Origin of the sequence: Agromyces sp. NBRC 114283, assembly GCF_030268405.1 — a bacterium.
Taxonomy (GTDB): Bacteria; Actinomycetota; Actinomycetes; order Actinomycetales; family Microbacteriaceae; genus Agromyces; species Agromyces mediolanus.
The window spans coordinates 145,827-164,889 of record NZ_BSQP01000001.1; the positions used below are offsets into that span (position 1 = coordinate 145,827).

Below are 19,063 nucleotides of genomic sequence, written 5' to 3' on the forward strand. Positions count from 1 at the left end.
GACCGGCCGGCCCCGATCAGCCCGCGTCGGCGGGGTTGACGTCGGTGCCGATCAGGATGCCTCGGGCCAGCCCGTGGAAGAAGCAGTTGAAGCCGAGCACGGCGGGCGTCGTCACGGCCGGGTCGAGGTCGAGGTGCGCCACGTCGAGCGCGTGCACGGCGAAGAAGTAGCGGTGCACCCCGCTGCCGGCGGGCGGCCCGGACCCCCGGTACCGCGGCTCGCGGTTCTCGTTCTGCAGCACGAGCGACCCCTCGGGCAGCGCGCCCGTGGCGAGCGCGTCGGGCGCCCCGGCCCCCGCGGCGAGGCTCGTCACCGAGGCGGGGATGTTCGCGACCGCCCAGTGCCACCAGCCGGAGCCCGTCGGCGCGTCGGCGTCGAAGCAGGTCACGGCGAAGCTCTTCGTATCGGCGGGGAAGCCCGACCAGCTGAGCTGCGGCGACACGTCCCCGCCGCCGCGGCCGGCCCCGCGCTGCGCCTCGGCGAGCGGCTGCCCAGGCGCAAGGTCCTCGCTCGTGAGGGCGAACGAGCCCATCGGCCGCAGCTTCTGCAGCTGCTCGTACGGGTCGAAATCGAACATCTCTGTCCTTCCGTCGTTCGCCGGGCCCTCGCTCGATCCCCGCGGAGGCGCCGGCATCCGGTCCTCCGCCCAGCCTACGTCGCGGCCCCACGTAGGATTTCGGGGTGGCCGTCGCCAAGATCCTGCTGTACTACGTGTTCACCCCCATCGCCGACCCCGAGGCGATCCGTCTCTGGCAGCGCGACCTCGCCGAGTCGCTCGGACTGCGCGGCCGGCTGCTCATCTCGGGCGACGGGCTGAACGGCACGCTCGGCGGTGAGCTCGGCGCGCTGAAGCGCTACGTGCGCAAGACGCGCGAGTACGCGCCGTTCCGCGGCATCGACTTCAAGTGGAGCGAGGGCACCGGCCTCGACGAGACGGGGGCCAGCCTGGACTTCCCGAAGCTCAGCGTGCGGGTGCGCGAGGAGATCGTGTCCTTCGGCGCCCCGGGTGAGCTCGTCGTCGATGCGGACGGCGTGGTCGGCGGCGGCACCCGGCTCGACCCCGAGGCGCTGCACGAGCTCGTCGCCGAACGCGGCGACGAGGTGGTCTTCTTCGACGGCCGCAACGCGCTCGAGGCGGAGATCGGCCGCTTCCGCGGGGCGGTGGTACCTGCAACGGAGACGACGCGGGACTTCGTGGAGCTGCTCGACCGCGGCGACTTCGACCACCTGAAGGGCCGGCCGGTCGTCACCTACTGCACGGGCGGCATCCGCTGCGAGGTGTTGTCGGGCCTGATGGCGAGCCGCGGCTTCGGCGAGGTGTACCAGCTCGAGGGCGGCATCGTCCGCTACGGCGAGCGCTACGGGGACGACGGCCTGTGGCAGGGCTCGCTGTACGTCTTCGACGGGCGCGGCTCGGTGGACTTCAGCGATCACGCCGAGGTGATCGGTCGCTGCGCCGGCTGCGGCGCCGCGACGAACCGCACGGCGAACTGCCCGGATACCTCGTGCCGGCAGCAGTCCGTGGTGTGCGAGGGGTGCACGGCGCTCCCCTGCGCGGCGCACGCCGGGGTTTGAGATCCGCCCTCGGTTAAGGTTAGCCTCACCTTAGTCGACGCGACGAGGGGTCGGCATTCCTTGCACACTCCTACGAACGGGGACTTCCGCATGCCCAGACGCCAGTCGATCTTCGCCGCTGCCGGGGCGCTCGCCGCCGCGAGCCTCCTCCTCGCCGGCTGCGCGAGCGGCACGGCCGAGGCCGAACCGAGCACCGCCGCCGCCACCACGGTCACGATCGAGGACAATCACGGCGAGGTCGAGGTCCCGGTGAACCCGAAGCGCGTCGTCGCCCTCGACAACCACGTCTTCGAGACCCTGTCCGCCTGGGACATCCCGCTCGCCGCGGCGCCCAAGGGCGTCATGGGCACCGACATCTGGCCCGAGTACACCGACGACGAGGCGGTGCTCGACGTGGGCGCCCACTTCGAGCCGAACCTCGAGTCGATCGTCGCCGCGCAGCCCGAGCTCATCATCGGCGGCTACCGCTTCGCCGAGTCGTACGACCAGATCGTGAGCCAGAACCCCGACGCCGCCGTCATCGAGATCGCGCCGCGCGAGGGCGAGGACCCCGCCGCCGAGCTCGTGCGCCAGGTCGAGATCCTCGGCCAGATCTTCGACCGCGAGGACGAGGCGGCGAAGCTCGTCGCCGACTTCGAGCAGTCGATCGCCGACGCCAAGAAGGCCTACGACGGCAGCTCGACCGTCGTCAGCCTGATGACCTCGGGCGGCGAGATCTCCTACATCGCCCCGGTCACCGGCCGCGGCCTCGGCATGCTCTACCCCGCGCTCGATCTGAAGCCCGGCATCGAGCAGGCCGCCGACGACACCTCGCACGGCGACGACATCAGCGTCGAGGCGATCGCCGCCGCGAACCCCGACTGGATCGTCGTGATCGACCGCGAGGGCGCTATGACCGACGCCGAGGGCTACGTGCCGGCCAAGCAGCTCATCGAAGGCTCGGAGGCGCTCGCGAACGTCACGGCCGTGAAGCGCGGCCAGGTCGTCTACGTCGACCCGGCGTTCTACCTCCGCGAGGACATCCAGACCTACACCGGGGTCTACGAGCAGCTCGCGAAGGCGTTCGGGGCGGCATCCTGAGCCTCGACACGTCCCACGCTCGGGCGGCAGACCCCGCCGCCCGGCCGGAGGCGCGCGCCGTTCGCGGCGCGCGCCTCCGCGTGCTCGCCCTGCCCGCGGCGATCGCGCTCGCGATCGCGCTGCTCGCGGCCTCCCTCTTCGTGGGCGTGTACGACGTCGTCGGCGCGGAGGGCGGCGGCGAGATGTTCTGGATCACCCGGGTGCCGCGCACCATCGCGCTCGTGCTCTCGGGCTGCGCGATGGCCGTGAGCGGGCTCGTGATGCAGATGCTCACCCAGAACCGCTTCGTCGACGCCACCACCTCCGGCACCACCGAGTGGGCCGCGCTGGGGCTCCTCGTCACCCTCCTCGTCGTGCCGACCGCACCGCTGCCCGTGCAGATGCTCGTCGCCTCCCTCGCGGCCTTCGCCGGCACCCTCGTCTTCCTCGCGGTGCTCCGCCGCATCGCGCTCCGCTCGACCCTCGTGGTGCCGCTCATCGGCATCATGCTCGGCGCCGTCGTGAGCGCCGTCACCACCTACCTCGCCGCGACGAACAACGCGCTGCAGCTGCTCGGCACCTGGTTCATGGGCAGCTTCACGAGCGTCGTCCGCGGCCGCTATGAGGTGCTCTGGGCCGTCGCGATCGTCACGATCCTCGTCTTCGTCGTCGCCGACCGGCTCACGGTCGCCGGGCTCGGTCGCGACGTCGCGACCACCGTCGGCGTGCGCTACGAGGCCGTCGTGCTGCTCGGCACGAGCCTCGTCGCCGTCGCCACGGGCGTGACCGTCGTGGTGGTCGGCTTCCTGCCGTTCCTCGGACTCGTCGTGCCGAACATCGTCTCCCTCGTGCGCGGCGACGACCTCCGCTCGAACCTGCCGTGGGTCTGCGTCGGCGGCGTCGTGCTCGTGACCGCCTGCGACCTCGTCGGGCGCACCGTGCGGATGCCGTTCGAGGTGCCCGTGTCGATGGTGCTCGGCATCGTCGGCAGCGCGGTGTTCATCGCCCTGCTCCTCCGGCAGCGGGCGGTGCGCTCGTGAGCGCCGGGGCCTCCGTCCCGGCCGTCGGCGCCGAGGCATCCGCCCGCCCCGCCGCCGCGGCCCCGCCGCGAGAGCGGCGCGTCCCCCTCGCCGCGATCGTCGCCGCAGCGGCCGCCGCGCTCTTCGCCGTGGGCCTGCTCGTCTGGGGCAACCCGGTGCCGGCCGACCAGCCCGGCTTCTGGGTGATCGTGCAGAGCCGCTCGGTCGCCGTCGCGACGATCGCGCTCGTCGCCGCCGCGCAGGCCCTCGCGACGGTGCTCTTCCACACGGCCACCGGCAACCGCATCCTGACGCCCTCGATCCTCGGCTTCGACGCGCTCTACACCCTGATGCAGACGGCCCTCGTCTTCGTGTTCGGGATGGCGGCGACGCAGGTCGAGGGCGTCGGCAAGATCGTCGCGCAGAGCGCGCTCATGGTGCTCTTCGCGACGCTGCTCTACGGCTGGCTGTTCTCCGGCAAGCGGGCGAACCTGCACGTGCTGCTGCTCGTCGGCGTCGTGCTCGGCGTCGGCTTCGGCTCGGTCTCGACGTTCCTGCAGCGGATGCTCACGCCGAGCGAGTTCGACGTGCTCTCCGCGCGGCTCTACGGCAGCATCGGCCGCGGCAACCCCGAGGTGCTGCCGTGGGCCGCCCTCGTCGTCGCGGCCATCGCGGTGTGGGCGTGGCGGCGACGCGCGGCGCTCGACGTGATCGCGCTCGGGCGGGATGCCGCGACGAGCCTCGGCCTGCGCTACCGGCGTGAGATCGTGGTGCTCCTCGTCGTCGTCGCCGTGCTCGTCTCGGTGTCGACGACGATGGTCGGGCCGATGACGTTCTTCGGCTTCCTGGTGGCGATCATGAGCTACCAGTTCGTCTCCTCCGACCGGCACGGCCAGGTGCTGCCCGTCGCCGTGCTGCTCGGTCTCGCGACCCTGCTCGGCGCCTACTTCGTCATGCAGCACGTCTTCGCCGCCGCGGGCCTCGTCAGCATCGTCATCGAGTTCGTCGGCGGGCTCGCGTTCCTCATCGTCATCCTCAGGAAGGGGCTGCGTTGATCACCATCGAAGCGGTCGACAAGCACTACCGGGCGACCCGTGCGCTCGGACCCGTCGACCTCGAGATCGCCTCGGGCGGGCTCACCGCGCTCGTCGGCCCGAACGGGGCCGGCAAGTCGACCCTGCTCACGATCGTCGGGCGGCTGCTCGACCCCGACAGCGGGCGGGTGCGGGTCGGCGGCCTCGACGTCGTCACGGCGAAGCCGCGCGAGCTCGCGAAGGTCGTCTCGATCCTGAAGCAGGAGAACCACTTCGTCGCCCGGCTCACGGTGCGCCAGCTCGTGTCCTTCGGCCGGTTCCCGCACTCGCAGGGCCGGCTGACCGCCGCCGACCGCGAGGCCGTGGACCGGGCCCTCGCCTTCCTCGACCTGGAGGGCTTCGAGGAGCGCTTCCTCGACGAGCTCTCGGGCGGGCAGCGCCAGCGCGCCTTCGTCGCGATGGTGCTCGCGCAGGACACCGAGGTGGTGCTGCTCGACGAGCCGCTCGCGGCGCTCGACATGCGGCACGCGGCGGCGATGATGCAGCGGCTGCGCGACGCCGCGGACGAGCTCGGCAAGACGATCGTGCTCGTCGTGCACGACGTCAACTTCGCCTCGGCCTACGCCGACCGCATCATCGCCCTCGCCGACGGCCGGATCGTCGCCTCGGGCACGCCCGAGGAGATCATGCGGCCCGAGGTGCTCTCCGCGGTCTTCGACACCCCCGTCGACGTCGTGGAGCACGGCGGCCAGCGCCTCGCCGTCTACTACCGCCCGGCCGCCGTGCCCGCCGCAGCGGGCACCGGGTCCGCATCCGCATCCGCATCCGAGCACTGATCGCCGACCGCACCACCGCAGCGACCCCGAAAGGACCCGCCATGCCCTTCACCCTCGACCGCGTGCCCCGCGAGCTCGTCTTCCGCCCCGTCACGCTGACCGCGCGCGAGCGGCTGGCCCCGCACTACCTGCGCCTCCGCCTCGAGGGCGAGGCGCTGCGCGGCTTCGACTCGCTCGGCAGCGACGACCACATCCGGCTGTTCTTCCCCGGCGAAAGCCCGGCCGAGGGATTCCGTCTCGACGGCGACGCCGGCGCGCTCGACGTCGGGGCGCTCCGCGAGTCCCCGAGCCGGGAGTACACCCCGCTCGCCTGGGACGCCGAGGCCGGCGTGCTCGAGATCGAGTTCGTCGTGCACGGCGAGCACGGCATCGCCGGCCGCTGGGCCGACCACGCGCCGATCGGCTCGGTCATCGGGGTGGGCGGCCCACGCGGCTCGATGGTGATCACCGGCGAGCCCGACGGCTGGCTGCTCGCGGGCGACGAGACGGCGCTGCCGGCGATCCGTCGCTTCCTCGCCCGCCTCTCCCGCGAGGGCGACGCGACGCCCCGCGGACTCGTGCTCGTCGAGGTGCCCGACGCCGCGCACCGGCCCGCCCTCGAGGCCCCCGCCGGCACCGAGCTGCGCTGGGTGCATCGCGACGGGCGCCCGCAGGGCGAGGCACTCGTCGCGGCCCTCGACGCGCTCGGCCCCGAGGACCGGCCCGTCGGCGAGGTGTTCGCCTTCGTCGCCGCCGAGCACGCGATCGTGAAGCCCGGGCGTGCGCTCCTGCTCGACCGCTGGGGCCTCGCGTCCGATCAGCTCGTGGTCAAGGGCTACTGGCGTCGCGGCGAGGCCGAGTACCACGCTCCGCACTGAGCTCGGCCGGAAGGTCGGTGATGAAGCACGCAGCCAAGGCCCTCGTCCTCGCAGCCGCACTCGCCTGCGCGGGGTGCTCGGTTCCCGGGGCGTCGGCGGATGGAGCGCCGCTCACGCGCGATGAGCTCCCGCCGGTCGGCCCCTCGGCGCAGCAGACGATGGCCCTCGCGGACGGTTCGGTGTCGCTGCCCGAGTACCAGGACGCCTTCGCGCGCTACGAGGACTGCATGTCGGACGCCGGCCAGCCGCTCGCGAACATCACCCGGGGCGAGCAGGTCATCGAGTACTCGGTGCCCGACGAAGCCGTGCAGTCGGGAGACGACGACCGCTGCTACCAGCGCGAGTTCGCCGGCGTCGACGAAGCCTGGCAGATCGCGAACGAAGACGACTCGTTCACGACCCGCCTCCTGCAGGCCTGCCTCATCGGCCATGGCCTCACCCCCCTCGATTCCGCGGTCGACGTCGCCGAGCAGGCCGCCGCGGCGGGCCTCACTCCCGACGCGTGCCAGGGCTACGCGGGCTCGCTGTGAGGCCGGGACGCCGCTCGACCGAGCTCAGGGCTCCGCGCGGCCCCGCCGGGCGTAGGCGCGGGCCGAGCGGCTCGACAGGGCGAGCAGCACGAGGATGTCGACGGCGAGCGTCAGCAGCGTCGTGCGGATCGTGATCTCGGCGTCGCCGCCGAAGTAGTCGACCGCCGACACGAGCGTGCTGAGGATCGCGACGAACATCACGGTGATGCGCGCCCAGTTGCTGCCCCGGAACACGAGCCACGCGAACACGAGCTCGGCGAGCAGCACGACCGCGCCGCCGACGATGACGGTCCAGAGCACGAAGGCGGACACCTCCCCCTCCGTGACGCCCTCGGCGACGAGGTCGAGCTCGCGCACGACCGTCGGCCACTGCACGTACAGGCCGATCAGCCAGATCACGCCGAGCAGCACCCGGACCACGATGAGCAGCGCCCCGAGCGAGGTCGCCGCCGGTCGGCGGTGCACCCGGGCGAGCGCGGCCCGCTCCGCGTCGCGGTCGGCGAGCCGGGTGAGCGGCTCGAACGCGGTGCGCTTCGCGGTCTCCGGATGCTCGGCCGGCTCGCCGGGCGCCCCCCAGGAGGCGGCGCGGGTCGCGGATGCCCCGGCCGAGGCATCCGCCGCCGCGACCGCGGAGCCGAGCGCGAGCACCGGCAGGTCGCCGTCGGTCGTGATCGTGTCGCCGCCGCCGTTGCGCGAGTGGTAGCCGGTGGAGAAGTCCCGGATCACGTCGACCGCCGCCGGCACCCCCGCGTCGAGCACGGTTCGCACGATGTGGTCGCGCTCGACGTCGGTGTCGGCGTCGATCTTGTGCGTGATCTGCAGGGTGAACAGCGAGAAGCCGACGGCCCGGTCGAAGGTGCCGGCGGCGAGCCAGTCGACGCGGCGGCCGCCCGGCAGCAGCCAGCCCTCCGGCGTCCGCCAGAAGCGCACGTGGTGCCGTTTCGCCGGATTTCCCTCGACCTCCTGCTGGTACGCGAAGTCCTGCATCCGCCCGAAGAGGAAGAGCGGGCTCACGGGCGCTTCGTCGTAGCTGCGGCGGGTGATCGTGGAGAGGATGATGCGCCAGCTCGAGGCGGCGTCGACATCGTCGGCGCGCGTCCACCCGGCGCCGCGCATGGCCTCGTGGATCGCGCCCTCCTCGCCGAGCAGCGCGAGGTTGACGGGGTCGCCGAGCAGGCCGTCGCTCGTGCGCGCCCGGCCGATGAAGTAGTCGGGCACGTAGATCGTCGTGAGGATGCGGTGCAGCCGGGGCAGCACGAGATAGGCAAGCAGCAGCCAGAACGCGAGGAAGAAGAGGATGCCGAACCAGCCGAACTCGAACGACTGACTGAGCACGAGCCAGGCGAGCCAGATCGCGGCGACGCCCGCGTAGACGAAGACCGCGCCGTCGAGCAGGGCGTTGACCGAGAGACGCCTGCCCCCGCTCGCCGTCGTCGCCCCCATGCGGTCATGCTAGCGATTCCTGGCGCGGCCGGGGCTTCCTGCATCGACCCGGCTCGCCGTCACCGGCTCCGGCTACCCTCGCCTCATGACCTCCACGCCGCACGACCACGCCGCCCACCTCGCCGAGCTCACCGTCTCCCGCGCCGAGCGCCTGCGCGAGCTGCACGCGGCGCCCGAGCTGCTGCAGGTGGTGAACGTCTGGGACGTCGTGAGCGCCCGCGTCGTCGCCGCGCTGCCCGGCACCACGGCGCTCGCCACGGCGAGCCACTCGATCGCGGCGAGCTTCGGCTACCCCGACGGCGAACGCATCCCGGTCGAGCTCATGCTCGACATGGCCGGGCGCATCGCCCGGGCCGTCGAGGTGCCGGTCAGCGCCGACCTCGAGGCGGGGTACGGCGCGCCGGGCGAGACGATCCGGCGGGCGATCGGCGAGGGCATCGTCGGCGCGAACCTCGAAGACGAGCTGAAGCCGCTCGCCGACTCGGTCGCGGCGGTGCGGGCCGCGGTCTCGGCGGCCGAGGCCGAGGGCGTCCCGTTCGCGCTGAACGCGCGCACCGACGCCTGGCTGCGCGGCCACGAGCGCCCGCGCGAGGTGTGGCTGGCCGACGCGATCGAGCGCGGCCGCGCGTTCCTCGACGAGGGGGCGACGTGCGTCTTCGTGCCCGGCGCCCTCGGCGAGGCCGAGATCGCCGAGCTCGTCGACGCGCTCGGCGAGCGCCGGCTGTCCGTCATCGGCCTGCCGGGAGTGCCGGCCCCGGCGCGCCTCGCCGAGCTCGGCGTGGCTCGGGTCTCCTACGGCCCGTACACGCAGCGGCTCGCGCTCGGTGCACTGGAGGATGCCGCCGCGCAGCTGTACGCCGGCGGCGTGCTGCCGTCCGACATCCGCCCGCTCAACTAGCGCGCATCTCCCCCGCGCGACGGATGCCTCTACCGGCATCCGTCGCTAGGGTGATGGCAGGCGGCTGCACCCGCCTGCACGCCACGTGAGGAGAGCGCATGACCGGCGGAATCCCCATCGAGGTCTCGGGACTCGGCAAGCGGTTCGGCCAGGTCGCCGCGGTCGACGATCTGAGCTTCACCGTGCGCCCGGGCGTGGTGACCGGCTTCCTCGGCCCGAACGGCGCGGGCAAGACGACGACGCTGCGGATGCTGCTCGGCCTCGTCCGCGCCGACGCCGGCACCGCGACGTTCGGCGGTACCCCGTACGCGAAGCTCGAGCGGCCGCTCGAGACCGTGGGCGCCGCGCTCGACGCGAGCTTCCATCCCGGCCGCACGGGGCGCGACCACCTGCGCGTCTATGCGACCGCCGCGGGACTGCCCCGCCAGCGGGTCGACACGGTGCTCGAGCAGGTCGGCATGAGCGACTACGCCGGCCGACGCGTCGGCGGCTACTCCCTCGGCATGCGCCAGCGGCTCTCGCTCGCGACCGCCCTGCTCGGCGACCCGGGCGTGCTCGTGCTCGACGAGCCGATCAACGGCCTCGACCCGGAGGGCATCCGGTGGATCCGCGGCTTCCTGCAGCAGCTCGCCGCCGAGGGCCGCACGGTGCTGATCAGCTCGCACCTGCTGAGCGAGGTGCAGCAGTCGGTCGACGAGGTCGTGATCATCGCGCGCGGCAAGCTCATGCGCACGGGGACGCTCGCGAGCCTCGAGCTCGACCGCGCGCCGCGCACCATCGTCGACTCGCCCGACCGCCCCGCGCTCGCGGCCGCGCTCGGCGCCGCGGGCCTCGCCTACGCCGAGGGCCGCAACGGCTTCATCGTCGACGAGCCCGAACCGGGACGGGTCGGTCGCGCCGCGTTCGTCGGCGGGGTGGAGCTCTCGGAGCTGCACCGGCTGAAGTCCGAGCTCGAGGACGCCTTCCTCGCGCTCGTCGGCGAGGGTGAGGGGTGAACGGCATGCGCGTCCTGGCATCCGAGTTCCTGAAGGTCACGACCACCCGCATGTGGTGGCTGCTCGCCATCATCATGTTCGCCTATCTCGCGTTCATCGCGGGCGGCCTGGCGGCGCTGTTCGGTTTCACGATCGCGAACCCCGACGCCGCCGCCGCGACCGGCGCGTCGGCCCCCTCGCTCGGCGACATGCCGCTGGCGCCGCTCATCTACAGCTTCGCGACCTCGATGGGCTACGTCTTCGCGGTGATCATCGGCGTGCTGGCCGTCACCGGCGAGTTCCGGCACCGCACGCTCACGGCGACGTTCCTCGCGACGCCGCAGCGCACCACGGTGCTCGGCGCGAAGCTCCTCGCGCAGCTGCCGATCGGCGCCGGCTTCGGTGTGATCGCGTTCCTCGCCTCGGTCGGGGCCGGCGCGGCGATGCTCGCCGTTTTCGGACTCGACACGCTGCTCGACCAGAGCGACACCTGGGCGATGATCGGCCGTGGCATCCTCGCGATGGCGCTCTGGGCCGCGATCGGTGCGGCGCTCGGCTCGGTCGTGCCGAACCAGGTCGCGGCGATCGTCATCGTGCTCGCCTTCACCCAGTTCGTCGAGCCGCTGCTGCGCCTCGCGACCTCGTTCTCGGACGCGACCGCCGCCATCGGCAAGTTCCTGCCCGGCTCGGCCAGCGACGCGCTCGTCGGCGCCTCGTTCTACGCGCTGGCGACGCCGGGCGGCGCCGCCGAGATGCTGGTGTGGTGGCAGGGCGGACTCGTGCTGCTCGGCATCGCGGTCGTGCTCGCCGTGATCGGAGGGGCGACGAGCTGGCGCCGCGACGTGTCCTGACGCGGCGCGGATGCCTCGGGGCCGGATTCGCGGCGGGGCCGGTTGCCTCGGCGGGGGGGGCCGGGCCGGAGCGAGCGTCAGCCGAAGAGCGCGCGCCAGAGGATCGAGCCGACGGCGATGAGCCCGGCGAGGCCGAGCACCCCGGCGACCACGACGGCGGCGAGCGAGACCACCGCCGAACGTCGGCTGCGGCGGGCGACCGAGGGCAGCGGCGCCGCGGGGTCGCGCGTCGGGCCCGGGCCCTCGCCGAGCTCGGGGATCGGCATCCGCAACGGTTCGCCGGTGCGCGCCGGATAGCGGTCGAGCACGCCGACGCCGGGACCGTGCTCGGCCGTGCGGAGCACCTCGTCCGCGACCGGGGCGGGCGCCGGCTCGCGGCGACGGCGACGACGGTTCGGCGCGTTGAGCACCGGTTCGGCGGGGGTCGCGAGCGGTTCGGCAGGGTGTGCGAGCGGTTCGGCCGCCGTGCCGCGCTCCGCGCGCTCGGCCGAGGCGCCACGGTCGACGACGCGGGTCTCATCGACCTCCGCGCCGCCTGCGCGATCCACGACGACGGTCGCCTCCTCGGGCCGGTCGGCCGTGTCGGCATCCGCCGGGTCCCAGTCGGGATCGGCGAGCGGCGACGCGCCCGCGAGCCGTTCGGCCGTGCGCTCGACGATCACGGTCGCGTCCTCGAGCTCGTCGGGCGCGCCGGCCCCATCATGCGAGGGCATCGGCTCGCCCCGCCCGTGTTCCTCGTTCACGAGGCCGCCCGACGCACCGGGATCGTCGTGTGGTCGTCGGCCTCCTCGCCATCCGCCGCGGGTCGGATCGAGGTGGTGCCGTCGCCGAGCTCCTCGATGCCGCCGGAGATCACATCGACGACGACGACGGTGATGTTGTCGCGCCCGCCCGCCTGCCGGGCGCGCTGCACGAGCGCCTGCGCCGCGGACTCCGGCCGGCCGCTCATGGTGAGCGTCGCGCGGATGCCCTCGTCGCTCACTTCGGCGGTGAGCCCGTCGGAGCAGAGCAGCAGCCGTTCGCCGTTCACGACCGGGAGCAGCCAGCTGTCCGCGGTGCTGTCCGGTGCCCCGATCGCGCGGGTGATGACGTTGCGGCGGTCGAAGCTCGCGAGGTCCTCCCGGCGCATCGCGCCGCGGTCGATGAGCTCCTGACCGAGGGAGTGGTCGACGGTGAGCTGTTCGAGCTCGGTGCCGTGGTGACGGTAGACCCGCGAGTCGCCGACGTTGAACACGAGCCAGGCGGGCTCGCCCTCGTCCTCGATGAGCACCACGCCGGTCACGGTGCTGCCCGCGCCCCGGTCGGTCTCGGCGGCGACCTTCGCGACGCCGTCCGCTGCGGCGGTCAGCGCGTCCCGGACCGCGCCGACCGTGGCGGTGGGCCGTCCGGCGACGTGCACCCGGAACGCCTCGACGACCGCGGCGCTCGCCCGATCGCCGGCCTCGTAGCCGCCCATCCCGTCGGCGACGAGGAAGACGGGCCATTCGGCGAGCGCGGAGTCCTCGTTCGCGCGACGGACCAGGCCGACGTCGGTGGCGACGGCGGCCGCGACGGTCACGGCGTGGGGATCGGTCATACCGGGCCGGTCCGCTCGGACTCGCCACGGAGGATCCGGAGCCCCAGGGTGCCGAGCACGAATCGCTCGGCGACGGGCGTCGGCACTCCGGGGTCGATCAGCTGCTCCTCGCCGAAGCGGTCGGGCACGAGCACGCCGTTCGTGGAGCCGAGGTCGACGACGGTCCACTGCTCGCCGTCGCGGCGGAGCTCGGCGTGCGTCTTCGAGAGCGTGCGGCTGGAATCGGGCACGATGAGCCGCTGCTCGCCCTCGCCGACCTGGCGCGGGTTGCGGCCGAGCACGACGAGCGCGGCGTCGAGGGGCAGCCGCGCGCCCTCGTCGGTGACGAGGATCCAGGTGATCCGCGGGCGGCGCTCGACGACCACGGTGCGGTCGATCGGGTCCTCCTCGGCGGGGGCGACCATGATCGTGGCGGCGTCGGCGATCTCGTCGTCGGCCGGCGGGCTGAAGGCCGGTTCGGCGCGGGCGGATGCCGCGAACGCGGAGGCCGCACCGGCGAACATCGAGGCGGAGTCCGCGAACGCGGAGGCGGACTCGACGAAGGCGGGTCCTGGGGGCATCGGCTCGATGCGATTCGGCGCGGTGGGCTCCTCGGGCGGGGCGGCCGGAACCGCGGGGGCGGCGGCGGGCGCCGCGGCCGGGGCCGCGGGCGCGGCGGCTTGCGGCGCCGGGGGTGCGGGCGGCGCGAAGACCGGCGCCGCGGGCTGCTGCGGGGCTGCGGGCTGCTGCGGAGCGGCCGGCGGCGCGGGCTGGGCCGCCGGCTGGGCCCCGGTCTGGGCCGTCGGCGGCAGCGTGCCGCCCGCGGGCGGGGCGACCGGGGGCACCGCGAAGCTCGGCGGCACGATCGGCGCCGCGGCCGGAGCGGCCGGAGCCGGACGGGCCGTCGCCGGCGCGGGCGCGGAGAACGGCGCGTGCGCCGGCGCTGCAGCCTGCGTGGGCGCGCCCGCGTGCCCGGCGCCGCCGGCCGCGAACGGCTCCTGCGACGGCAGGAACGCGGAGCCCTGCGGGGCGACCGGGGGGATGGCCCCCGGCTGGCCGACGGCGAGCGGGCCCTGCGCGACCGGCGAGGGGCCGGTGTTCGTGCCGAACGGCTTGGGCAGCCGGCCGCGCTCCGGGTCGGGTGCGGCGCCGAGCGCGAGCATCGTCGCCCACACCGGGGGCAGCAGGATGCCGACGACGGTGGTGCCGACCCCGCGCCAGCACTGGGTGGTCACGCGGTGCACGGCGAGGATGCGGAAGTACAGGCCCACGAGCTGCACGATCGGCACGTAGAGCAGGATGGCCGCCCACTTCGGCTGCCCGCCGAGCCCGAAGAGCTGCATCTCGTTGTAGACGGGGACCCAGGCCGACCACGCGGGCAGGCCGAACTTCTGGAACACCCGGGCGAGCATCGCCGCGTACCAGACGTACACCCCGACCGCGACGAGGAGCCAGACGAGGGTCATGACGAGCATGACGACGGCGAACTGCTGGGAATCGGCGGGGGTCATCTGGCGGGCTCCTCCGTGAGAACACGTGCGGGTCGGATTGTACGCAGGAATGACGCGAACGACAGCATCACCCCGAGACGGCGGGGGGCGCCGTCCCGGCTGCGGAGGGCCGCCGTCTCCTGATCGACGATGGCCCACGCGGCGTCCGCATCGGCCGGGGACGGCGGGTCGCCGGCGAAGACGGCGCGCTCGACGAGCGCCGCGAGCGCGACCGCGGCAGGCCGGCCGCTCGCCCGGGCGGTCGCCGCGCGCGTGCCGGACTCCCCCGCGAGGACGCCCTCGTCGACGTAGCGGTCGACGAGCTCGTCCCATGCGCCGACGATCCGCACCTCCGGCGCGGGCTCGCGGCGACGGCCGGCGCGCCGCCACCGCTTCGCGGCGAGCAGGACGAGGACAGGCAGCAGGAGGCAGAGCAGCGCCGCGAGTCCGATCCCCGTCCACCTGAGCACCGCGAAGAGGAGGGAGAGATCCGGCCCGGTCTCCTCGGCGGGCGCCGCCTCGGCCTCACTCGCGTCGCTCTGCGCGGGCGGCGGGTCGAGAGTGTCTGTGTCGGGCCGCTCCGGGCGAGTCGGGTGCTGCGGCAGCTGCTCGCCCTCCTTGATGAAGCTCGGCGCGATCTCGTGCTGCGGGGTCACGTCGACCGTCGCCCAGTCGCCGTTCGCCGAACGGACCTCGACCCACGCGGCGAGCGCACCGCCCGTGCAGACCTCGGTGCAGCGTTCGACGCCGTCGACCTCTCCGGCGGAGTCGAGACGGAACCCGAGCACGACCCGCGACTCGTAGCCGAGGTACCGGGCGAGGAGCGCGACGGCGGGGGCGAACTGCTCGTCGTCGCCGATGCCCGCGACGAGCTCGGCGTCGCCGGCCTGCTCTCCGGCGAGGCGCTGCTGGTCGACGAGCTGTGTGAAGAGCGCCTCGATCCGCGCCGTCGAGTGGCCGGAGTAGCTCGGCAGGAACGCGTAGCCCGGACCCATCCGCCCGATCCACTCGGCCGCCGCCTCGCCGTCGCCGGCCGCGTGGCTCAGATAGCCGCGGGCGCGCAGGCGCTCCACCAGGGTCGCGAGGCCCTCGGCCGAGCGCGGCTGCGCCTGCATCTCCGCCCAGGCGGTGAGCGCGGGATAGCTCTCCTCGTCGATGGCGGACTGGGTGGCGGGGCTGCCGAGGGTCTCGAGTCCGCGGATCTCGTCGGCGTGCGCGACGACCCGGTACCGGTCGCCGGCGACGAGCCCCCGCTGAGCGTCGCGGCCGCTCGAACCCGGCAGCGTCGCGATCGAGATCGAGGTCGCCCCGTCGGCGGAGCGGTGGAAGCCGTCCTCGAGCGCGACCGCACGCTCGCCGGAGAAGTCGGGGGCCGCCATCAGCCCGCCCGGGACCGGGACCCAGAGGCCGCGGTAGCCGTCGCCGACGGCGAGCGTGAACTCGGCGTCGCCGGCCCCCTTCGTCGCGGCGCGCGGCAGCCGGGTGAACCGGGTGGCGGCGTCGTCGGGGTCGGCGGCGACCTGGAACATCTCGCCGTCGAAGTCGTCGAGCGTCGCGATGCGGACGCGCTCCACGCCGGCCGTGTCGCCGTCGAGCTCGAGCCAGGCCTCGTCGATCCGCTCGCTCGTGAAGGCCGAGCGGTAGGCCGACAGCGGCGACGGCGCCTGCCGTACGGCGAGCTCGGGTTCGATGCGGTCGCGCAGCGCGCTGCGGTCGCTCAGCTGCGCGGCGGCGGGGGCGACGGCGGCGCCAGCGATGAGCGCGACCGCGACGAGGCCGCCGGCGACGGCCCGGCGGCGCACCGCGACCCAGCCCGACAGGCCGGAGCGCTGCACCGTTCCGGCCGTCGCCCGCTGCAGCGCGATCCGCCGTGCGGAGCGGGAGCGCAGGAGCAGCCAGCCGACCGCCGCCAGGAGCCCGCCGACGCCGACCAGGAGCTCTCTCGGGGCCGGCACCTGTACGGGCCCGAGCAGCAGCGGGGCGCTCAGGGCGCTCGAGCCGAACACGATGCCGAACACCGTCATGCCGAAGCCTACGAGCACTGCGAGTGGCGACCAGCCGCGGTCGGGCAGTACGAGCAGCCCGCCGAGGAGCGAGCCGAGCAGGATGACGAGCAGGAACGGCACGAGCACCGCCTGGTACTCGCCGAGCGGGAGCGCGAGGGTGAGCAGCTGCTTCCAGCCGACGATGACGCCGACGAAGCCGTCGCGCACGCCCTCGACGATGCGCATCGGGCTGCCGAGCGCGGAGGGGATCGCCACGGGCACGACGACGAGCGCGTAGCCGACGACGGCGAACGCCGTGACGAGGAGGGCGCCGACGACGCCGCGCCAGCGCAGCAGCCGGGCGACGACCGCGAGCCCGAGGCCGAGCACGAGTCCCACGGCGGCGACGAGGATCATGCGCGGGGAGCCGTAGACCGGCCACGCCGCGATCGTCGCCAGCACGACGGCGACGACGACGTAGCCGAGCCCGAGCAGGCTCCGTTCGTCGAAGGGCGACGGTCCGCGCTCGAAGCGCTCGGGCCGGTCGGCGCGGCGGCCGCGGGCCGGCGCCGCCTCCGGCGCGCTCATCGCGCCGCTCCTCTCGCGAGCAGCTGGCCGAGGTCGGCGAGCTCGGCGATCGTGAGCACCGCGAGCTCGCGCGAGCGGCGGAGCCCCGGCTCGGCGCCCGGCTCGCAGCGGACCGCGACGATCGCGATGCCGGGCGGGAGGGCGACGGCGGCCCGGCGCAGCCGGGCGGTCGGCACCTCGGCGCCCGTCACGAGGTAGGCGATCGACAGATCGGCGAAGGAGCGCGCGACGAGCGCGGCGAGCGACTCCAGGCGGATGACGTCGGCGTCGAGCCCTTCGGCGGCGCCGCCCTCGATCGCGGAGGTGGCGTCGAGCAGCACCCGGGGGGAGACGGTCGGCAGCGAGCGCATGGCCTGCACGCTGCCGCGGTCGGCCGGGTCGAGCTCGGCGCTCACGCCGACGAGCACGTCGCGGCCCTCGCGCACGCCCTGCACGCCGAGGGAGGCCGCGGCGCTGACGGCCAGCTCGAACTCGTCCTCGTCGCGGTACCCGCCGAGGTCGAGGTCGAGCAGCACGGCGATGCGGGCGTGCCTGGACTCCTCGTACTGGCGCACCATGAGGGTGCCCGTGCGGGCGGTCGCCTTCCAGTGGATGTGCCGCTGCGAGTCGCCGGGCGCGTACTCCCGCACCGCGTGGAAGGAGAGGTCGGCGTCGACGAGCTGGCTCGACGGCGCGCCCTCGAGGTCGCGGATGAGTCCGGCGCTCGAGGGCGGCAGCTGCGCGGTCACGGGGTGCACGTAGACGCGCTGCACCTCGGGCCAGCTGAGCTCGCGGCGGAGGATGCGCAGCGGGTCGCCGCGCGAGACCGTCATCGGTCCGATGTCGATGACGCCGCGACGCTGCGCGGCGATGACGAGCTCCTCGTGGTGGTGCGCGCCGGCGCGGAGCAGCGGCACGTGGGCCTCGACGAGCCCCGTGCCGACCGGCAGGTCGACGACGCCGGGCAGCGCCAGCCGGCGGCCCTCGTTCACGAGGTCGAGGCCGCCGCGGATCTCGGAGCCCGCGACCACCCGGTCGCGGTCGAGCTCGAGCCGCACCCGGTAGTCGTGCGCGCCGAGCAGGAACGGCACGCACGCGAGCAGCAGCACGCCGGCGATGGCCGCGACGACCCACGCCTCCATCCAGCCGAACGCCCAGCCCGCGAGCACCCCGCCGACCGTGAGCACGGCGAGCAGGACCCCGGCGGGCGACACCGTCTCGCGCACCCAGCGCACGGCCCGGCCCGCGGCATCCCCCGCGCGTCGCCAGCCGCGGCGCAACCGCACCGCGCCGCCCGTGATGCCGCCGAGACGGGTCGCCGAACGACGCGTGACGCTGGCGCCGCGCGTCGAGGTGACGGTGTCGTGGCCCGCGGGTTCGCGGAGCAGGCGTTCGGGTGCGCTCACGCCACCCCGTTCTCCCTCGGCGCCGGCACGTCGAGCAGGATCTGGTTGACGACCGCGCTCTGCGTGACGCCGTCGAACTCGGCCTCGGGCTCGAGGACGAGCCGGTGGGCGAGGGCGGCGACGGCGAGCTCGCGCACGTCGTCGGGGGTCGCGTAGCTGCGGCCGGCCGCGGCCGCCCACGTCATCGCGAGTCGGGACAGGGCGATCGCGCCGCGGACGCTCACGCCGAGGCGCACCTCGGAGGCGCGCCTCGTGGCGTCGACGAGCCGCATGATGTAGTCGGAGACGAGCGGGTTGACGTACACGCTGCGCGAGAGCTCCGTCATCGCGACGATGGTGTCGGTGCCGACGATGGCCTCGAGCTCGCCCTTGGGGGTGCCGACGCCCTGCAGGATGCGCATCGTCGCGGCCTCGTCGGGGTACCCGATGGAGGTCTTGATGGAGAAGCGGTCGAGCTGCGCCTCGGGCAGGCGGTAGGTGCCGCCCTGCTCGATCGGGTTCTGCGTGGCGAGCACGAGGAAGGGGGTGCCGACGGAGCGGGTGACGCCGTCGATCGTGACCTGCCCCTCCTCCATCACCTCGAGCAGCGCGGACTGCGTCTTCGGGCTCGCCCGGTTGATCTCGTCGGCGAGCACGATGTTCGCGAACACCGGTCCGGCGTGGAACTCGAACTCGCCGGACTTCTGGTCGAACACGGTGATGCCGGTGACGTCGCCGGGCAGCAGGTCGGGCGTGAACTGGATGCGCGAGCTGGTGCCGTGGATCGTCTGCCCGATGGCGCGGGCGAGCGCGGTCTTGCCGGTGCCGGGGGCGTCCTCGAGCAGCACGTGTCCGCCGGACACCGCGGTCGCGAGCACGAGCTCGATCACGTGGCGCTTGCCGAGCAGCGCCTGCTCGACGTTGTCGGCGATGAGTCCGAACGTCTCGTGGAACCAGGCGGCCTGTTCCGGGGCGATGGTCATCGGTGGTCCTCTCGGCGGGGAT

18 protein-coding genes are annotated in these 19,063 nt (G+C 74.1%); 10 read left to right on the forward strand and 8 right to left on the reverse strand.

What is annotated here, in order from left to right; translation table 11 throughout:
- Positions 1 to 16 precede the first annotated feature (16 nt).
- Positions 17 to 577, reverse strand: coding sequence for a YbhB/YbcL family Raf kinase inhibitor-like protein (locus QSJ60_RS00715; RefSeq protein WP_285462167.1), 561 nt, complete (start codon positions 575 to 577; stop codon positions 17 to 19).
- A 104-nt stretch (positions 578 to 681) separates the two neighbouring features.
- On the opposite strand from QSJ60_RS00715, the gene trhO reads away from it, so the two are divergent.
- The 7 genes from trhO to QSJ60_RS00750 all read left to right on the forward strand — a co-directional run bounded on the left by trhO (position 682) and on the right by QSJ60_RS00750 (position 6,910).
- Positions 682 to 1,575, forward strand: a complete 894-nt coding sequence (gene trhO, locus QSJ60_RS00720) for an oxygen-dependent tRNA uridine(34) hydroxylase TrhO (protein ID WP_285462168.1) — start codon at positions 682 to 684, stop codon at positions 1,573 to 1,575.
- 90 nt (positions 1,576 to 1,665) lie between these two features.
- A complete protein-coding gene (locus tag QSJ60_RS00725; protein ID WP_285462169.1) occupies positions 1,666 to 2,655 on the forward strand; it encodes a siderophore ABC transporter substrate-binding protein in 990 nt (329 codons plus the stop codon).
- An 80-nt stretch (positions 2,656 to 2,735) separates the two neighbouring features.
- Complete coding sequence (locus QSJ60_RS00730; RefSeq protein WP_285462170.1) at positions 2,736 to 3,674, forward strand: ABC transporter permease; 939 nt, start codon at positions 2,736 to 2,738, stop codon at positions 3,672 to 3,674.
- Positions 3,671 to 4,708 carry an iron chelate uptake ABC transporter family permease subunit gene (locus QSJ60_RS00735; protein WP_285462171.1) on the forward strand — a complete coding sequence of 346 codons (1,038 nt, stop codon included), beginning with the start codon at positions 3,671 to 3,673 and terminating at the stop codon, positions 4,706 to 4,708. Before QSJ60_RS00730 ends, QSJ60_RS00735 begins: the two co-directional genes overlap by 4 nt.
- On the forward strand, positions 4,705 to 5,523 hold the full coding sequence (locus QSJ60_RS00740; RefSeq protein WP_285462172.1) for an iron ABC transporter ATP-binding protein: 819 nt from the start codon (positions 4,705 to 4,707) through the stop codon (positions 5,521 to 5,523). The genes QSJ60_RS00735 and QSJ60_RS00740 overlap by 4 nt, the downstream gene beginning before the upstream one ends.
- 41 nt (positions 5,524 to 5,564) lie before the next feature.
- A complete protein-coding gene (locus QSJ60_RS00745; protein WP_285462173.1) occupies positions 5,565 to 6,380 on the forward strand; it encodes a siderophore-interacting protein in 816 nt (271 codons plus the stop codon).
- 20 nt (positions 6,381 to 6,400) lie between these two features.
- Positions 6,401 to 6,910, forward strand: coding sequence for a hypothetical protein (locus QSJ60_RS00750; protein ID WP_285462174.1), 510 nt, complete (start codon positions 6,401 to 6,403; stop codon positions 6,908 to 6,910).
- 24 nt (positions 6,911 to 6,934) lie between these two features.
- Here QSJ60_RS00750 and QSJ60_RS00755 read toward each other — a convergent pair whose 3' ends face one another.
- Positions 6,935 to 8,353 (reverse strand): LssY C-terminal domain-containing protein, encoded by a 1,419-nt coding sequence (locus tag QSJ60_RS00755; protein ID WP_285462175.1) that lies wholly within the window; start codon positions 8,351 to 8,353, stop codon positions 6,935 to 6,937.
- Between the two features lie 85 nt (positions 8,354 to 8,438).
- Here QSJ60_RS00755 and QSJ60_RS00760 point away from each other — a divergent pair, with 85 nt between their 5' ends.
- From QSJ60_RS00760 to QSJ60_RS00770, 3 genes are all read left to right on the forward strand, one after another.
- Positions 8,439 to 9,251 (forward strand): isocitrate lyase/PEP mutase family protein, encoded by an 813-nt coding sequence (locus QSJ60_RS00760; protein ID WP_285462176.1) that lies wholly within the window; start codon positions 8,439 to 8,441, stop codon positions 9,249 to 9,251.
- A 98-nt stretch (positions 9,252 to 9,349) separates the two neighbouring features.
- Positions 9,350 to 10,246 carry an ABC transporter ATP-binding protein gene (locus QSJ60_RS00765; protein ID WP_230765414.1) on the forward strand — a complete coding sequence of 299 codons (897 nt, stop codon included), beginning with the start codon at positions 9,350 to 9,352 and terminating at the stop codon, positions 10,244 to 10,246.
- A gap of 5 nt (positions 10,247 to 10,251) precedes the next feature.
- Entirely contained in the window at positions 10,252 to 11,076 is an 825-nt protein-coding gene (locus tag QSJ60_RS00770; RefSeq protein WP_189085205.1) for an ABC transporter permease, read from the forward strand.
- Positions 11,077 to 11,153: 77 nt separating this feature from the next.
- Here the strand turns inward: QSJ60_RS00770 and QSJ60_RS00775 are convergent, their stop codons facing one another.
- The 6 genes from QSJ60_RS00775 to QSJ60_RS00800 are packed head-to-tail and all read right to left on the reverse strand — an operon-like array spanning position 11,154 to position 19,041.
- Positions 11,154 to 11,789, reverse strand: a complete 636-nt coding sequence (locus QSJ60_RS00775; RefSeq protein WP_285462177.1) for a hypothetical protein — start codon at positions 11,787 to 11,789, stop codon at positions 11,154 to 11,156.
- 26 nt (positions 11,790 to 11,815) lie between these two features.
- The gene (locus QSJ60_RS00780; protein ID WP_189085203.1) at positions 11,816 to 12,652 is read right to left on the reverse strand and encodes a PP2C family protein-serine/threonine phosphatase; all 837 of its coding nucleotides are present in this window, start codon (positions 12,650 to 12,652) and stop codon (positions 11,816 to 11,818) included.
- Positions 12,649 to 14,142, reverse strand: coding sequence for a DUF5684 domain-containing protein (locus QSJ60_RS00785; protein WP_285462178.1), 1,494 nt, complete (start codon positions 14,140 to 14,142; stop codon positions 12,649 to 12,651). Before QSJ60_RS00785 ends, QSJ60_RS00780 begins: the two co-directional genes overlap by 4 nt.
- Positions 14,139 to 16,694: a transglutaminase domain-containing protein gene (locus tag QSJ60_RS00790; RefSeq protein ID WP_285462179.1), complete on the reverse strand. Its 2,556-nt coding sequence runs from the start codon at positions 16,692 to 16,694 to the stop codon at positions 14,139 to 14,141. The genes QSJ60_RS00785 and QSJ60_RS00790 overlap by 4 nt, the downstream gene beginning before the upstream one ends.
- Complete coding sequence (locus QSJ60_RS00795; protein ID WP_189085200.1) at positions 16,691 to 18,079, reverse strand: DUF58 domain-containing protein; 1,389 nt, start codon at positions 18,077 to 18,079, stop codon at positions 16,691 to 16,693. Before QSJ60_RS00795 ends, QSJ60_RS00790 begins: the two co-directional genes overlap by 4 nt.
- A complete protein-coding gene (locus QSJ60_RS00800) occupies positions 18,076 to 19,041 on the reverse strand; it encodes an AAA family ATPase (RefSeq protein ID WP_189085199.1) in 966 nt (321 codons plus the stop codon). Before QSJ60_RS00800 ends, QSJ60_RS00795 begins: the two co-directional genes overlap by 4 nt.
- Positions 19,042 to 19,063 lie beyond the last annotated feature (22 nt).

Excerpts from the sequence above, each read along its gene's own strand:
- QSJ60_RS00760 (WP_285462176.1), top strand. The coding sequence starts at position 8,439 with ATGACCTCCACGCCGCACGACCACGCCGCCCACCTCGCCGAGCTCACC.
- QSJ60_RS00780 (WP_189085203.1), bottom strand. The coding sequence starts at position 12,652 with ATGACCGATCCCCACGCCGTGACCGTCGCGGCCGCCGTCGCCACCGAC.
- QSJ60_RS00755 (WP_285462175.1), bottom strand. The coding sequence starts at position 8,353 with ATGGGGGCGACGACGGCGAGCGGGGGCAGGCGTCTCTCGGTCAACGCC.
- QSJ60_RS00725 (WP_285462169.1), top strand. The coding sequence starts at position 1,666 with ATGCCCAGACGCCAGTCGATCTTCGCCGCTGCCGGGGCGCTCGCCGCC.
- QSJ60_RS00775 (WP_285462177.1), bottom strand. The coding sequence starts at position 11,789 with ATGCCCTCGCATGATGGGGCCGGCGCGCCCGACGAGCTCGAGGACGCG.
- QSJ60_RS00790 (WP_285462179.1), bottom strand. The coding sequence starts at position 16,694 with ATGAGCGCGCCGGAGGCGGCGCCGGCCCGCGGCCGCCGCGCCGACCGG.
- QSJ60_RS00785 (WP_285462178.1), bottom strand. The coding sequence starts at position 14,142 with ATGACCCCCGCCGATTCCCAGCAGTTCGCCGTCGTCATGCTCGTCATG.
- QSJ60_RS00745 (WP_285462173.1), top strand. The coding sequence starts at position 5,565 with ATGCCCTTCACCCTCGACCGCGTGCCCCGCGAGCTCGTCTTCCGCCCC.
- QSJ60_RS00800 (WP_189085199.1), bottom strand. The coding sequence starts at position 19,041 with ATGACCATCGCCCCGGAACAGGCCGCCTGGTTCCACGAGACGTTCGGA.
- QSJ60_RS00750 (WP_285462174.1), top strand. The coding sequence starts at position 6,401 with ATGAAGCACGCAGCCAAGGCCCTCGTCCTCGCAGCCGCACTCGCCTGC.
- QSJ60_RS00715 (WP_285462167.1), bottom strand. The coding sequence starts at position 577 with ATGTTCGATTTCGACCCGTACGAGCAGCTGCAGAAGCTGCGGCCGATG.
- QSJ60_RS00765 (WP_230765414.1), top strand. The coding sequence starts at position 9,350 with ATGACCGGCGGAATCCCCATCGAGGTCTCGGGACTCGGCAAGCGGTTC.
- QSJ60_RS00770 (WP_189085205.1), top strand. The coding sequence starts at position 10,252 with ATGCGCGTCCTGGCATCCGAGTTCCTGAAGGTCACGACCACCCGCATG.